Below are 13,844 nucleotides of genomic sequence, written 5' to 3' on the forward strand. Positions count from 1 at the left end.
CCCGCGCCGCTCGGCGGCCGACGCCGGGCAGCAGCCGCCCGCGTAGCATGGCGCCATGCCCGGGCCGATCATGCACGCCGCCGGCCCTCCGTGGGGCGACGGCACCTGGGCGGGGTGGGATCCGGATGCGCGCCCGCGCCGCGTGTCGCGTCCCCTGCGGCTGTGGATCCCGGTGGTGCTGAGCGCGCTCGTGCAGCTGCCGACCGCCGTCTGGATCGTGCGGCTCGACCAGCCCGAGCCCCTCGTCGCGGTCCTCACGATCGCCCTCGCGCTCGTCGGCCCCGCCGCCCTCGTCGCCGCCCGTCGGTTCCCCGGGCCGGTCGCCGCGTTCGTCGCGGTCGCGACCGTCGTGGCGCTGCTCGTGAGCCCGGACGGCGGCCCCCCGCCGCTCGCGTTCGCGTTCGCGCTCGCCTCGGCCGTGGTCCGCGGCGCGCGGGTCTGGGCCTGGGCGTCGCTCGCGGGCGCCTGGGCGATCGCCCTCGCCCTCGCCGCATTCGGGGCGGGCGACGCCTGGCCGCCGCCGCGCATGATCGGCACCACCTTCGGGCTGCTGCTCGCCGTCGGGGCCGGGGAGCTCATCCGCACCCGGCGGGATCGGATGGACGCGTTCCGCGCCGCCGCCGCCCGCCGCCGGGCGAGTGCGGCCGAGGAGGAGCGGCTGCGCATCGCGCGCGAGCTGCACGACGTGCTCGCCCACTCGCTCAGCCAGATCAACGTGCAGGCGGGAGTCGGGCTCCACCTGGCCGAGACGCAGCCGGAGAAGGCGACCGAGGCCCTCGCGGCGATCAAGCAGGCCAGCAAGACCGCCCTCGACGACGTGCGCTCGGTGCTGGGGGTGCTGCGGGCCGACGGCGAGGCCGCGCCCCGCAGCCCGCAACCGGGCCTCGACGGGATCGCCGCGCTCGTCGCGGCGACCGGCGTGCCGGGTGCCGAGGTGCAGTTCGTCGACGAGCTGGAGGGGGCGACGGTCCCGGCGGCGGTGGGCGCGGCGTCCTATCGGATCGTGCAGGAGGCGCTCACGAACGTCGCCCGCCACGGGGCCGAGGTGACCCGCGTCGAGGTGCGCCTGAGCCGCGACGGCGACGCGCTGCGCGTCCGCGTGCACGACGACGGGCGGGTCGACGCGTTCGAGCCCGGGCGCGGCCTGCTCGGCATGCGCGAGCGCGTGGAGCGGCTCGGCGGCTCCTTCGACGTGTCCGCCGATCACGGATTCGGCATCGACGCCCGCATCCCGTTCACCGGGGGTGCCGGATGATCCGCGTCGCCATCGCCGACGACCAGGCGCTCATCCGCGGCGGGTTCCGCAGCCTGCTCGAGGCCGAGGAGGGTCTCCTCGTGGTCGGCGAGGCCGCTACCGGCCGCGAGGCGGTCGCGCTCGCCCGGCGCGAGAAGCCCGACGTGCTGCTCATGGACATCCGGATGCCCGACGGCGACGGCCTGTGGGCGACCGAGCGCATCGTGGCGGATCCGGAGCTCGGCGGCGTGCACGTCGTGGTGGTCACGACCTTCGAGCTGGACGAGTACGTCGCCCAGGCGATCCGCGCCGGCGCGAGCGGGTTCCTCGTGAAGGACACGGAACCCGTGGAGCTGCTGCGCGCGGTCCGGGTGGTCGCGGCAGGCGACGCCCTGCTGAGCCCGAGCGTCACCCGCACCCTGCTGTCGCAGGTCGCCGCCGGGCTCGCCGCGCCCGCCGACACGCAGCGCCTGGCCGCGCTGACCGAGCGGGAGCGCGAGGTGCTGACCCTCGTCGGCCTGGGGCTCACCAACGACGAGATCGGCGCGCGGCTGTTCCTCAGCCCGCTGACGGCGAAGACCCACGTCTCGCGCATCATGGCGAAGCTCGCCGCGCGCGATCGGGTGCAGCTCGTGATCGCCGCCTACGAGACGGGTCTCGTGACGCCCGGCGTCGTCCCGGGGGAGTAGTCCGAAGACTTCGCAGGGCGGATCCGCGGGAGACGCCGACGGATGAGTCTGGTCTCGACGGCCCCACCTCGGGGCCACTGGAAAGGACACCCGACATGCTGTCGACCGTCGCTCTCGCGAGCACCCACTTCCACCCCGGATTCGGGTGGGGCCTCTGGTTCGTCCCGGTGATCTTCTGGGTGCTGATCATCGGCCTCATCATCACCCTCGTCGCCACCCGGCGTCGTCGCTGGCGTCAGATGGGCTGGGGCGGCCCGTGGGGCGGCCCCTGGGCCTCCGCTCAGGCCGCACGCAGTGCGGAGGGCGTGCTGGCCGAGCGCTTCGCCCGCGGCGACATCGAGGAGGCCGAGTACCGTGCCCGCCTCGAGGTGCTGCGCTCCCAGCAGCCCCAGCCGCCGCAGGGCTGAGCCCGGCCGGGGGCGGGGATCCGCCGGGATCGCCCGCCCCCGGTTCCACTAGCATCGTCACGGACCGCCCCGAGATCCGGCGCGCGACAGGAGGACGACGTGGACGCCTGGCTCGACGCCAACTCGACGACCCTCGTGGTCGTGCTGGCGGCGGTCGGCGCGGTGCTGCTCGTCGCCTCCCTCGTGTTCCTCGCGCTGTGGCGCGCCTCGCGGGGCCGGGCGCGCGCGGCGGTGCGGCAGCGCGCGGAGGCGGAGCGCGACCGGATCGACCTCGAGCTCACCCTCGCCGAGCAGGGCAGCCGGCTGCGCATGATCCGCGAGCTGCACGAGATCGCCGTGCACTCGGTGTCGGTCATCATCACCCAGGCCGACGGTGCGCGCTACGCCGCCACCCAGGACCCGTCGGTCGCCGGCCGCAGCGCCGCCGTCATCGCGGATGCGGCGCGCGAGACCCTCGCCGACCTGCGGCGCGTGATGACGGTGGTGCGCGACGGCGAGGCGGAGGCCGGCCCCCAGCCGGGCCTCTCGAGCGTGCGCGAGCTGTTCAAGATCATGCGCGACGCCGGCCTCGAGGTCGAGTTCGCCGAGTCGGGGGAGTCGCACGAGCTGCGGCCCGGTGCGGAGCTCGCGATCTTCCGCATCCTGCAGGAGGCGCTCTCGAACGCCCTCGCCCACGGCGGCCCCGGCACCACGGCGAAGGTCACCTTCAGCTGGACCGACGACGGCCTGCAGTTGCTCGTCGACGACGACGGCATCCGCGCCGAGGCGCTGCGCGGCGGCCTCGACCCCTACGCCGAGGCGCAGAAGCACAGCTACACGCTCGACGACGACCTGGCGGCCCTCACGCAGGCGCCCAGCGGTCGGGGCATCACGGAGATGCGCGAGCGCGCCGAACTCTACGGCGGGGTGTTCTCGGCCCACACCGTGCCCGGGGTGGGCTTCACGGTGCAGGCGGTGTTCCCCTCGATCCGGCACCACAACGGCGTGCACGGCGTGCCGCTGGGCCCGCGGTGATCGCCGACGCCCCGTTCCGCATCCTGATCGTCGACGACTCGGCGCGTCAGCGCCAGGGCTACCGGATGCTGCTGGGCTCCCAGCCCGACATGGAGGTCGTCGGCGAGGCGGGCGACGGCGCGCAGGCGCTCGGCATCCTGCGCAGGCTCCCCGCCGACGTGGTGCTGATGGACATCCAGATGCCGCGCGTGAACGGCCTCGTCGCGACGGAGCGGATCCTGGGCGACCCGCGGGTGCGGGAGGTCGGTGAACCGCCCCGGATCGTGCTGCTGACCGCGATCGATCTGGAGGACCACGTCGCAGCGGCCGCGATGTCGGGCGCCTACGCGGTGCTCTACAAGGACGTGGCGCCCGAGGTGCTGTTCACCGCGATCCGGGGTTAGTCCTCGAGGTGGTCGCGCCCCGGCAGCCACGACTTGCCGGGGAGCCCCCACTTGTTGCGCCGGATGGCGCGCTGCGCGGCGCGCGCGTGCGGGTCGACGAGCCGGTCGGCGTAGAGCACGCCGTCGAGGTGGTCGAACTCGTGCTGGAAGATGCGTGCGAGCCAGCCCGTCGCGAGCACCTCGTACGGCTCGCCGTCGAGGTCGACGGCGCGCAGCAGCGCGGTGTGCGAGCGCAGCAGCGGGAAGCGCTCTCCCGGGATCGAGAGGCACCCTTCGGAGTCGTCGTCCGGATCGGGCACCCCGACCGGAGGCGGCGAGATCAACAACTGGGGGTTGATCGCGGTGCCGCGGTGCAGCGCGCCGTCCTCGTCGCGCCAGTTGTAGACGAACAGGCGCAGCGGGATGCCCACCTGCGGCGCAGCCAGCCCCACCCCGGGAGCCGTCGACATGGTGTCCTCCATGTCGTGCACCAGCGCGGCGAGACCCTCGTCGATCTCCTCCACCTCCTGGGCGCGCTCGTGGAGCACGGGGTCCCCGGTGATCCGGATCGGGAGTACGGCCATTCGCACAGGATATCGGCGCGGGGACGGGTAGATTCGACGGGTGCCGGACGTCATACCCACGAACGACCAAGTCGAGGCGTTCGTGAACTCGATCCCCTGGCTCGGCATCATGATCGCGCTCGTCGGGGCGGTGTTCCTGTCGGTCGGGGCGCAGCTGCAGCACCGCGGTGTCGCCAAGGTCGAGGAGCGCTACGGCTCGGGCGAGAAGGCCGGCCTCTCGGGGGGGCAGCTGGTGCGCCTGCTCGGCCGCCCGAGCTGGGTCGGGGGCACCCTGATGCTCGGACTCGCCATCGTGTTCCAGCTCACGGCCCTCGGTTTCGCGCCGATCATCGTCGTGCAGCCGATCGGGATCGTGGCGCTCGTGCTCACCTCGATCATCAACGCCCGCGTCTCGCACGTGAGCCTCGACCGCCACGCCGTCCGCGCGATCGTGATGTGCGTCGGCGGCATCGGCGTGTTCGTCACGGTCGCCGCCTTCTACGCCACGGAGCACGCGCTCAGCGAGGCCCAGCTCATCATCGTGCTCGGCATCCTGGGTGTGGTGCTGCTGGCCCTCGCGGCCGCGTTCATCTTCTTCCGCAAGAAGGTCAACGCCCTGTTCTACATCGCGGCGGGCGGCGTGCTCTACGGATTCGTCGCCTCGATCGCGAAGGTCATCATCAACCGGATCCTCACCGGCAACTTCGACTGGGTGACGGTCGTGGGGGGCGTCGGCCTCCTCCTCGCGCTCGGCCTCGGGTTCTACTTCGTGCAGACGGCGTATTCGGTGGGTGCGCCCGATCTGGTGATCGCGGGGCTCACCGTCATCGATCCGCTGGTGGCCGTCGCGATCGGCATCTTCGTGCTCGGCGAGGCGTCGGAGACCCCGCCCTGGGCGCTGCTGGTCTGGGCGGCCGCCGGAGCGGTCGCGATCTTCGGCGTCTTCCAGCTCGCCAAGCACCACCCGCAGACCCACCGGCGCGATGAGCCGGGCGAGCTGTCGACCCTGAGGTAGTTTGGAGGGGTTGTTTCCGCCGACCGAGGGACTGAACGAGTGACCGACGCGCCGTCGTCGCCCCCTGCCGAACCGCGCCTCACCGTCCTCATCGGATGCGACACCTTCGCCCCGGATGTGAACGGTGCCGCCACGTTCAGCCGCAACCTGGCGGCGGGGCTCGTGCGTCGTGGCCACGAGGTGCACGTCATGGCACCCGCCCAGCGGGGGAGGGTCGGTACCTTCACCGAGGTGCACGAGGGCGCCCCCATGACGGTGCACCGCATCTACTCCTGGCGCTGGCTGCCGCACCCGTGGCTGCGTTTCATGCTGCCGTGGCGGGTCAAGGCGAACGCCGAGCGGATCGTGCGCGACGTGCAGCCCGACGCCATCCACTTCCAGTCGCACATCGTGGTCGGGCGCGGGCTCGCGACGGCCGCGAAGCGCCACGGCATCCGGCTGGTGGGCACCAACCACACGATGCCGGAGAACATCCTGCAGCACGTCGAGATCCTGCCGAAGGGCACCCTCGACTGGCTCGCCCGGGTGCAGTGGCGGGCGGCGCGCAAATGGTTCGAGATGGCGGATTCGATCACCACCCCGACGCGGCGTGCGGCCGAGTTCTTCGAGCGCGGCACCGGCCTCACCGGCGTGCACGCGATCTCGTGCGGCATCGACACGAGCTTCTACACGGCCGACTTCGCACCCCGCAGCGAGAACGTCATCGCGTTCCTCGGGCGGCTCGACGAGGAGAAGTTCATCCACGAGGCGATCGAGACGCTGCCGCTGCTCGCCGACCTCGACCCGAAGCTCGTCATCATCGGCGGGGGCGAGGTGCGCGGGCGGCTCGAGGCGCGGGCGCGGGAGCTCGGCGTCACCGACCGCGTGCGCTTCACGGGACGCGTCTCCGATGAGGAGCTCCGGCGCGAGCTGACCGAGGCGAGCGTCTTCGCGATGCCGTCGCGCGCGGAGCTGCAGTCGATCGCCACGATGGAGGCGCTCGCCTCCGGACTCCCGGTGGTCGCCGCCGACGCGATGGCGCTCCCGCACCTCGTGCACCCGGGCGAGAACGGCTACCTCTACCAGCCGGGTGACATCGAGGAGTTCGCCGGCCACCTGCGCACCGTCCTCACGGCGGAGCCCGCCGAGCTCGAACGCCTCAAGCGGGGCGCGTTGCACACGGTCGTCGCGCACGACATCCAGCGCACCCTGGCCACCTTCGAGGCGCTGTACCGGGGCGAGCAGATCGTCGACCCCGACACCGAGAGCACCTCGGAGCCGAGCGCGGGCTGATCGCGCCTGCCCGGCCGCATCCGCGCGAGCCGGTACCGTGGTGGCGGGGCGGTAGCTCAGCCGGTCAGAGCAGTGGACTCATAATCCATCGGTCACGGGTTCAAGTCCCGTCCGCCCCACCACCTCCGAGGCGAATCAGCCGATCGCGGCGACCGCGGCATGGATCGCGGCGAGCGTCGCCTCCGGCCTCGACACCATCGACACGTGCGAGGCCGCCACCTCCGAGATGGTCGACCCCGCGCGCTCCGCCATCCGGCGCTGCACGTCGATCGGGATCACGAGGTCGTCGGTGCCGAGCACGGCCCAGCTGGGGATGGTCCTCCACGCGGGCGTCGCCGACGGAGTCACGTTCGCCACGAACGAGGCGGGCCGCTGCGTCGCCACGATGAGCAGTCGCTCGGCCTCCGGCAGGTCCTGTGCGAAGGCGGTGTGCACCGTGTCGGGCTTGAGGAACGCCTCGGCTGCACCCTCCGGTGCCCCGGGGTAGCCGGCGACGTCGAGCACCGTCGTCGGATCGGCGACGGCGAGCGCCGAGCTCGACCCGTCGAGGATCCCGACCACGGTCTCGCCCTCGTCCGGGATGAACGCGTCGACGTAGACGAGCGCGCGCACATCGCCGCCGTGGGCTCCGGCGTTGGTGATGACCGCACCGCCGTAGGAGTGCCCGACGAGTACGACCGGTCCGCTCGTGCGCTGCGCGAGGAACGAGGCGATGTACGCGGCATCCGAGATGAGCCCCCGGAGCTCGTTGGGCGGCGCGAACACCGTGAACCCCTTGGACTGGAGCGGCGCGACGACCGCGTTCCAGCTGGACGCGTCCGCCCAGGCCCCGTGCACGAGGACGATGGTCGGTTTCGATGACTCCGGCATGCTGTTCCCTTTCCTTCACGCGATGTACGGCCACTGCAACGGGTGAGGTTCGGGTTGGGCGTCGGGACGCTCTGCCGCTCACCATAGGGCTGCGGAAGAGCGGCGCGCCAGTCCCGGGTCAGCGCAGATCGCGGATGCGCGCGGTCAGGCTCGCGTCGGCCCCCGTGCGGCGCTCCCAGCCCACCGCGATCACGAGCAGCACGATGCCGGCGGTCGCCAGGGTGATCCACCACAGCAGCGGGTTGATCGTGTCGCCGAGCTGCACGAGGAACACCACCAGGATCTCGAGCGGCAGCACCGAGATCCCGAGGATGAACGGCGCGGCCAGCGTCTTGCGGGCGCCGAACAGCACCGCCACCAGGGCGAACGCGATGACGAGGATCGCACGCCAGGTCTGCGGGTCGGTGAACGTCGCCATGATCGACGGCAGCAGGGTGGCCACGATGCCGGGCGCGAGCGTCGCCCACGAGCCCCGGAAGCCGATCGGCCAGCTCGTGGGGGTGCGCACGTCGCCCGGGCGGGCGCCGCGCGCGAAGGCGAGCACGCCCACCGCGACGAGCGCGAGGCCGAGCGGCAGCGAGAAGCCCTCCACCCGGAGGATCTCCCGCTGGCTCCAGGCGGTCACCGCGACGGCCCAGGCGAGCGACCACTGCAGCCACACCGGGGGCATCCGCACCTCCCGCTCGCGGGCCCGCCAGACCGTCGCCACCATGACGGCGAGCAGCAGCAGCTCGAGCCCCCACAGCGTCCAGATCGAGAGCGGGTCGTCCTCGATCGCGGTCATCGGCCCGACCACGAGGAACACGCTGACCGGCACGTACACCCAGCGCGTCTGCAGCCCCGCGACGACGGCGAGGCGGCCCGCAGCCGCGGCCGTCGCGGCGGCGACGACCGCGAAGCCGAGCACCTGCAGCATGGCCGGCGTTCCGGCGATCGGCAGCGGATCGAGCTCCCACCCGAGACGTGCGCCCTGGATCATGCCCGCCGACGCGGCCAGCACGGCGCCGAGCAGCAGCGGCCACCGCAGGGGCTCGAACCGGGTCGCCCGGGTGCCCACGGGGCGCGTCACGAGCCCGGCCGCGACCGTCAGCAGCACCCCGGAGGCCATCAGCGCGTACGCGCGCCACAGCTCGTCACTCGGCGCGAACGACGTCCCCGTGCCGTTGCCCGTGACGGCGAGCAGCGCCAGCGACGGCGCGAGCGCGACCCCGAGACCCGTCGTGAACAGGGCCGCGGCCGGCTGCCCGGCATCGCCCCGGCGCCGGGCGGTCAGCACCGCCCCGACGACGATCGCCGCCTCCGCAGGCGGAAGCACGTAGGGCTCGACGACGGCGACGCCGGCGATCGCCCAGGCGCACCAGAGCGCTCCCGTCCAGGCGGCGGCCGCCGTCCACCAGCCGTAGCGCCGTCTCATCCACAGCGCGGTCGCAGCGGACCCGATGCCCAGCACCAGCAGCACGACGAAGGCGATGTCGAACCCGGCGGCCGCACGCACGAGGGCCAGCACCACCGCGATCGCGCCCGTGACGAGCGACGACGCCTCGATCGCGAGACGCACGGCATCCGCCGTCGCGACCGGGTAGCCGGCCCGCACGAGCGCGCCGCGCACGAGCCCGGTGGTGGGAAGGGCGATCGCGACGATGGCCGCGATGACGACGAGCGCGTAGGGGGAGCCGCTGACCGTGAGCAGCTGGGCCGCCAGGCACACCACGACGACCGCCAGGGTCGGCACCAGCAGGGCAGCGGCCCCCGCCCGCAGCACGCGTCCGGCGCCCGCGCGCCGCGTCAGCATCAGGGTCACCGCGAGCAGGAAGATCACCCCGCTCGACAGCGCCGTCCATCCGCTGCGCTCGATCAGCACCGACACGACGCCGATCCCGAAGGGCACGGCGGTGACACCCAGCACGGCGTACCAACTGCCGGTCGGCAGCCAGGAGGTGAGCGACGCCGCGATCGCGACCACGGCGGCCCCGCTCGTGAGCAGGCACAGCACGGGCAGCAGCTCGAGCTCGGTCAGGCTGAGTGCGGCGGCGCCGGCGACCAGCAGATACGCGAAACCGATCGTCGTGTGCAGCGGGCGGATGCGGGCGGGGGCGGTGCGCGCGGCGAGCCCGAGCATCGCGACGGCCGCGGCGCCACCGATCGCGGCGAGCGCGGCGTCCGGCCAGGAGAGCAGCACCGCCTCGACGATCGCGCCGTAGGCGACGGTGACCAGCGGCGCCCGCAGCGAGAGCGCGGAGCGCCGCACGCGGTCGACGAACAGGAGCGCGAGCGAGGCCGCCGCCGACACCGCGAGCGCGTAGCCGGTGGTGAGGGCGAGGTGCGCCGGGAACGCGAGCGGGAGGCCGGCCGCGGCGGGAACCAGGATCCAGCGGGCGAGCACGGCCAGCGCTCGTGCGCGGCCCGGCTCGAGGGACGCCCGCGCGAGCGCCCAGACCCCGAGAGCGGTGACGACGAGTGCGGCGCTCGTGATCGCGGCGCGTACGGCGGTGTCGGCGTCGAGGGTGATCGTCTCGTCCGCCGACCACGCCCGGTCGAGAGCGAACACGGATGCCGCCCCGAGGGCGAAGAACGAGGGCAGCGCGACCACGAGGGTGACGCCCACGACGGCGAACTCGAGGGTTCGCCGACGGATGGGGCCCGTGCGCGGGATGAGCGAGACCGCGACGAGCGGCAGGGCGGCGGCGACAGCCACCGCGAGGAAGGTCCATTCCTCGCGGGGCAGCGGGACCGCCGCCGCGACGGCGACGAGGGCGGCGGATGCGAGCACCCCGCCGCCGAGCGTCCACAGCTCCGGGGCGATGACGCGGGTGGTGAGCAGGGCGCCGAGCGCGAGCACCGCGAACAGCGCACCGATGAGGTAGCCCGGGGCGTCGGGGAGCAGCCGGCCCGCGAACACCAGGGCGAGCGGGATCGCCGAGAGCACGGCGGCGAGCTGGAGGACGGTGAGCGAGACGCGGTCGGCGAGCAGGGGGGAGCCGAGACGGTCGCGCAGCGGTCGGGTGAGCTCGAGCAGCGCCCACCCGGAGAAGACCACGGCGACGTGACCCCAGGCGACGATCCAGCCTGCGGAGAGCACCTCGGGGGCGGATGCGAACCCGTAGCCGAGGAAGGCCGGCACGATCGCCAGCCCGACGAGGCCCGACCACAGCCAGGTGCGCATCCGCATGCGCGCACCCACCGCGACCATCGCCCCGCCGCTCACCAGCAGGCCGAGGGCGCCGAAGAACCAGCCGCTGACATCCGGAGGGGCCACCCGCGAGAACGCCCACACGTCGAGCGCGAGGAACACCATCCCGAGAGCACCGATCGCCTCCGCCGAGAACTGCAGCCGGCGGCTGTGGAGCAGCCAGGCGCCGCCGAGGAACAGCGCCGTGACGACGGCGATGATCGTGGTGCGCGTGCCGAAGTCGGTGAGATCGGGGTTGAGGAAGGTGAACACGATCGCCGCGACGGCGAGCAGCCCCGCGCCCACCACCGCTAGCACGGACTGCAGGCTGATGGCCGAACGGGGGCGATCGGATGCCGGGGTCGCGACCCGCTCGACGGGCACGCCGGGCGCGCCCACGGGCGGCGCGACGTGAGGCGCCGCCGCCGGCGCCGTCTGCGCGGGCGGAGCAGCCGACGCGGCGGCGATCCCCGCCGTCGGGAGCGCGTCGATGAGCGCCTCGCGGTGACGCACCGCGTCGACCACCGCCTCCGACGCCGCCCAGAGCGCGCTCCCCGCCTCACCGCGGAGATCGGCGCCGCAGCGGGCGCAGACCCCCAGCCGCATCGCCGCGCCGCCCTCCCAGGTGCGGGTGTGGCAGCGCGGGCACGCGGCGGTGTCGAGCACGAATCGGGCGACGTCGTCGGTCCAGGACATGGCCGGAGCCTAGCGAGCCGCGCATGCTCCGCTCGTCACCCGCGCGGCGGATGGGGATGAGCCCCGCGACGGAGACCGTGCGTCGCAGACGGAAATACTCCCGTGTCCCGGCCGGTTGCATCCGCTGAGCCCTGCAGGATGGAGACCATGACCGACACCGCCGCCCCCGCGACCACCCAGACGCCCGAGGAGCAGTTCGCCTACTTCCACTCGCGCCGCGAGCTGGTGGTCGTGCAACCGCAGGGATCCCTCGCGCTCACCACCACCCAGGTGATCGACACCCCGCAGACGGTGTGGGGCGTGCCCGGCCACTGGGCGCCGCGCACCGACGGCGGCTCGGGCGTACTGCTCACCGCGGCGGCCGCCGACGGCATCGAGGTCGACGGCGAACCCGTCGACGGCACCGTCGAGGTGCGGGGCAAGGACGACGCCGAACCCTCCGCGATCCGCTTCAGCGACACGGTGACGGGCTTCGTGATCTCGCAGGAGGGCGGCTTCTACGCCGTGCGCATCTGGGACGCCCAGTCGGAGGCGATCCAGGAGTTCGGCGGCATCGACGCCTTCGACTACGACCCGAGCTGGGTGATCACCGCCGACTGGTCGCTGAACCCGGAGGGCACCACGGTGGGCTTCGAGCACCTCAAAGACGACGGCAAGACCCGCGACGAGGTCGTGCCCGGGCGCATCACGTTCAGCCGCGACGGCGTCGACTACGACCTCGCCGCCTTCAAGTCGGGCCGCGCGCTGCAGCTCGTCTTCGCGGACGCCACCAACGGCGACAGCACCTACAGCGTCGGCCGCTTCCTCTTCGTCGCCCCCAACGCCGACGGCACCATCACCCTCGACTTCAACCGCGCGGTGCTGCCGCCGTGCGCCTTCAGCTACGCCTTCAACTGCCCCCTGCCGCCCAAGCAGAACCGGTTCCCGTTCGCGGTCGAGGCGGGGGAGAAGCTGCCGCTCAAGAAGGACGGCACGCCGCTCCACTGAGCTCTTCGGCGCCGCGATGATCCGCGGCGCGCGGCCGAGATCGGGCACGAGCGCGGTCGCGCCCGATCTCGAGTGCCGACACCGGTGAGTGGCACTGGTTGATTGAGTAGCCGCCGCAGGCGGCGTGTCGAAATCCCCGACCCGCCTGCGCTCGGCCCCTTACTGGGTGGTGTCCGTCGTGCCGTCGGCGGTGTCGGAAGAGGTCTGGGCGGTGTACTGGTCGGACAGGAACGTGGTGAAGGCGTCGGCGTCGCTCGTGTCACCCGTGTACGGCGCGCCGTTCACGAGGATCACGGGGGCCGAGGTGACCGGCCCCAGGTCGGTGCCGGGGACGCCGGTCGAGGCCGCGTGGGCGCTCGCGCGCGTGACCCACGGGCGGAAGCGCTCGTCGGTGATGCAGCCCGCCACGTGCTCCTCGGTCACGCCCGCGTTCTGCACGAGGATCGCGAGGGCGTCGTCGGCGGGCGGATCGGTGTCCGCGGCGGGGTAGGCGGCCGCCATCGCGGTGGCGACCGCGTAGGCGCTGTCCGGGGCGTACTGGGCCACGCAGGCCAGCGCGTTCGCCGCCCGGACCGAGTAGTCGTCACCCGCGGCGGTGTCGACGAGCGCGACGGGGTGCAGTTCGAGGGTCACGTAGCCGCCGCTCAGGTAGGACTCGAGGTCCGAGTTCGCGGTGAGGAACGCCGTGCTCGACGGGTCGGCGAAGTCGAGGTAGGCGACGATGGCGGGGATGCCGGCCGAGAGGTCGACCACGGTCGGTGTGGGGCTGTCGTCGGCCTCCAGACGATCGGTGCGCGTCGCCGTGACGGCGGAGCCGTCGCCGCTGAGCAGGATGCCGTCGCTGGCCATGTTCTCGGGGCCCGCCTGCGCCTCCCGGTTCTTCATCCAGAGGCCTGCGACGGTCGCGGTGCCGGTGACCGCCACGGCAACCGTCAGCCCGGAGGCGAGCAGCACCCGGTTCCGGATGCGTCGCCGCCGCTCGCGCTCCCGCTTGAGCTTCGCCCCCTCCCGCGATCGGGCGATCTGCTCCTTCTTCGAGAGCTTTCGCTGGCCCTTCTTGGTCAGGGGGGCGCGGGTGTCGGCGGTCATCGCGCCCACCCTGCGCGCGCTCGCTGGGTGCGACGCTAAGCGGAACTCGGAGACTCCTGTGAGCGCCGCCGCGCCCTCCGGACCCCGGCGACCAGCAGGGCGCCGAGCAGTGCGCCGGCCGTGTTGGCGATCAGGTCGGACACGGTCGAGTATCGCGACGGCAGGGCCAGCTGCACCCCCTCGATGAGCGCGCTGGTCGCGAGCCCCGCCAGCGTCGTCGACCACACGCGCATCCACCGGTAGGCGGTCATCGCCAGCACCCCGAAGGGCAGGAACATGACGACGTTCGCCGCGACCTCGAGGGTGTCGTACGTCGGGCCCGCCGGCAGGCTCGTGACGGAGACGATCCAGCGCACGATCACCGCGAGCACCCCCGACCCCGACTCCGGCTGCGGCGACCACACCACGAACCCGACGGCGACCAGGTAGAGGGCGAAGAGGATCCGCAGCAGCAGGCGCACCCGCCCAGGCTAGCGA

Annotated in this window: 13 protein-coding genes and 1 tRNA gene; 9 read left to right on the forward strand and 5 right to left on the reverse strand. The window is 73.3% G+C overall.

Translation table 11 applies throughout. The annotated features are described in order from the left end of the window. Nucleotides 1-55 precede the first annotated feature (55 nt). From NUH29_RS00720 to NUH29_RS00740, 5 genes are all read left to right on the forward strand, one after another. A complete protein-coding gene (locus NUH29_RS00720) occupies nucleotides 56-1,255 on the forward strand; it encodes a sensor histidine kinase (protein ID WP_258796950.1) in 1,200 nt (399 codons plus the stop codon). Further along, complete coding sequence (locus NUH29_RS00725; RefSeq protein WP_258796951.1) at nucleotides 1,252-1,923, forward strand: response regulator transcription factor; 672 nt, start codon at nucleotides 1,252-1,254, stop codon at nucleotides 1,921-1,923. The genes NUH29_RS00720 and NUH29_RS00725 overlap by 4 nt, the downstream gene beginning before the upstream one ends. A gap of 95 nt (nucleotides 1,924-2,018) precedes the next feature. Continuing rightward, nucleotides 2,019-2,330, forward strand: coding sequence for an SHOCT domain-containing protein (locus NUH29_RS00730; protein WP_258796952.1), 312 nt, complete (start codon nucleotides 2,019-2,021; stop codon nucleotides 2,328-2,330). 99 nt (nucleotides 2,331-2,429) lie between these two features. Next, on the forward strand, nucleotides 2,430-3,344 hold the full coding sequence (locus NUH29_RS00735; protein ID WP_258796953.1) for a sensor histidine kinase: 915 nt from the start codon (nucleotides 2,430-2,432) through the stop codon (nucleotides 3,342-3,344). After that, complete coding sequence (locus tag NUH29_RS00740; protein ID WP_258796954.1) at nucleotides 3,341-3,727, forward strand: response regulator; 387 nt, start codon at nucleotides 3,341-3,343, stop codon at nucleotides 3,725-3,727. The genes NUH29_RS00735 and NUH29_RS00740 overlap by 4 nt, the downstream gene beginning before the upstream one ends. On the opposite strand, the gene def is transcribed toward NUH29_RS00740, so the two are convergent. Next, entirely contained in the window at nucleotides 3,724-4,290 is a 567-nt protein-coding gene (gene def, locus NUH29_RS00745) for a peptide deformylase (RefSeq protein WP_258796955.1), read from the reverse strand. The two genes, NUH29_RS00740 and def, sit on opposite strands and share 4 nt — an antisense overlap. A 40-nt stretch (nucleotides 4,291-4,330) precedes the next feature. Here def and NUH29_RS00750 point away from each other — a divergent pair, with 40 nt between their 5' ends. From NUH29_RS00750 to NUH29_RS00760, 3 genes are all read left to right on the forward strand, one after another. Continuing rightward, the gene (locus tag NUH29_RS00750) at nucleotides 4,331-5,284 is read left to right on the forward strand and encodes a DMT family transporter (protein ID WP_258796956.1); all 954 of its coding nucleotides are present in this window, start codon (nucleotides 4,331-4,333) and stop codon (nucleotides 5,282-5,284) included. A 39-nt stretch (nucleotides 5,285-5,323) separates the two neighbouring features. Continuing rightward, nucleotides 5,324-6,556, forward strand: coding sequence for a glycosyltransferase (locus tag NUH29_RS00755; RefSeq protein WP_258796957.1), 1,233 nt, complete (start codon nucleotides 5,324-5,326; stop codon nucleotides 6,554-6,556). Between the two features lie 45 nt (nucleotides 6,557-6,601). Continuing rightward, nucleotides 6,602-6,678: transfer RNA gene (locus tag NUH29_RS00760), tRNA-Ile, on the forward strand. Nucleotides 6,679-6,691: 13 nt separating this feature from the next. On the opposite strand, the gene NUH29_RS00765 is transcribed toward NUH29_RS00760, so the two are convergent. Together NUH29_RS00765 and NUH29_RS00770 are read right to left on the reverse strand one after the other, a co-directional pair. Continuing rightward, nucleotides 6,692-7,426, reverse strand: coding sequence for an alpha/beta fold hydrolase (locus tag NUH29_RS00765; RefSeq protein ID WP_258796958.1), 735 nt, complete (start codon nucleotides 7,424-7,426; stop codon nucleotides 6,692-6,694). A 118-nt stretch (nucleotides 7,427-7,544) separates the two neighbouring features. After that, the gene (locus tag NUH29_RS00770; RefSeq protein ID WP_258796959.1) at nucleotides 7,545-11,291 is read right to left on the reverse strand and encodes an SCO7613 C-terminal domain-containing membrane protein; all 3,747 of its coding nucleotides are present in this window, start codon (nucleotides 11,289-11,291) and stop codon (nucleotides 7,545-7,547) included. A gap of 147 nt (nucleotides 11,292-11,438) precedes the next feature. Between NUH29_RS00770 and NUH29_RS00775 the strand changes: the two genes are divergently transcribed. Continuing rightward, the gene (locus tag NUH29_RS00775) at nucleotides 11,439-12,278 is read left to right on the forward strand and encodes a DUF1684 domain-containing protein (RefSeq protein ID WP_258796960.1); all 840 of its coding nucleotides are present in this window, start codon (nucleotides 11,439-11,441) and stop codon (nucleotides 12,276-12,278) included. 159 nt (nucleotides 12,279-12,437) lie between these two features. Here NUH29_RS00775 and NUH29_RS00780 read toward each other — a convergent pair whose 3' ends face one another. Both NUH29_RS00780 and NUH29_RS00785 read right to left on the reverse strand, forming a co-directional pair. Next, nucleotides 12,438-13,367 (reverse strand): DsbA family protein, encoded by a 930-nt coding sequence (locus NUH29_RS00780; protein ID WP_258796961.1) that lies wholly within the window; start codon nucleotides 13,365-13,367, stop codon nucleotides 12,438-12,440. 35 nt (nucleotides 13,368-13,402) lie between these two features. After that, on the reverse strand, nucleotides 13,403-13,828 hold the full coding sequence (locus NUH29_RS00785) for a VanZ family protein (protein WP_258796962.1): 426 nt from the start codon (nucleotides 13,826-13,828) through the stop codon (nucleotides 13,403-13,405). Nucleotides 13,829-13,844: the final 16 nt, after the last annotated feature.

It is taken from the genome of Protaetiibacter mangrovi (assembly GCF_024752305.1).
In the GTDB taxonomy this organism is placed as follows: domain Bacteria; phylum Actinomycetota; class Actinomycetes; order Actinomycetales; family Microbacteriaceae; genus Homoserinibacter; species Homoserinibacter mangrovi.

Coding starts and splice junctions, on each gene's coding strand:
- NUH29_RS00765 (WP_258796958.1), bottom strand. CDS start 7,426: ATGCCGGAGTCATCGAAACCGACCATCGTCCTCGTGCACGGGGCCTGG.
- NUH29_RS00725 (WP_258796951.1), top strand. CDS start 1,252: ATGATCCGCGTCGCCATCGCCGACGACCAGGCGCTCATCCGCGGCGGG.
- NUH29_RS00775 (WP_258796960.1), top strand. CDS start 11,439: ATGACCGACACCGCCGCCCCCGCGACCACCCAGACGCCCGAGGAGCAG.
- NUH29_RS00780 (WP_258796961.1), bottom strand. CDS start 13,367: ATGACCGCCGACACCCGCGCCCCCCTGACCAAGAAGGGCCAGCGAAAG.
- NUH29_RS00730 (WP_258796952.1), top strand. CDS start 2,019: ATGCTGTCGACCGTCGCTCTCGCGAGCACCCACTTCCACCCCGGATTC.
- def (WP_258796955.1), bottom strand. CDS start 4,290: ATGGCCGTACTCCCGATCCGGATCACCGGGGACCCCGTGCTCCACGAG.
- NUH29_RS00770 (WP_258796959.1), bottom strand. CDS start 11,291: ATGTCCTGGACCGACGACGTCGCCCGATTCGTGCTCGACACCGCCGCG.
- NUH29_RS00720 (WP_258796950.1), top strand. CDS start 56: ATGCCCGGGCCGATCATGCACGCCGCCGGCCCTCCGTGGGGCGACGGC.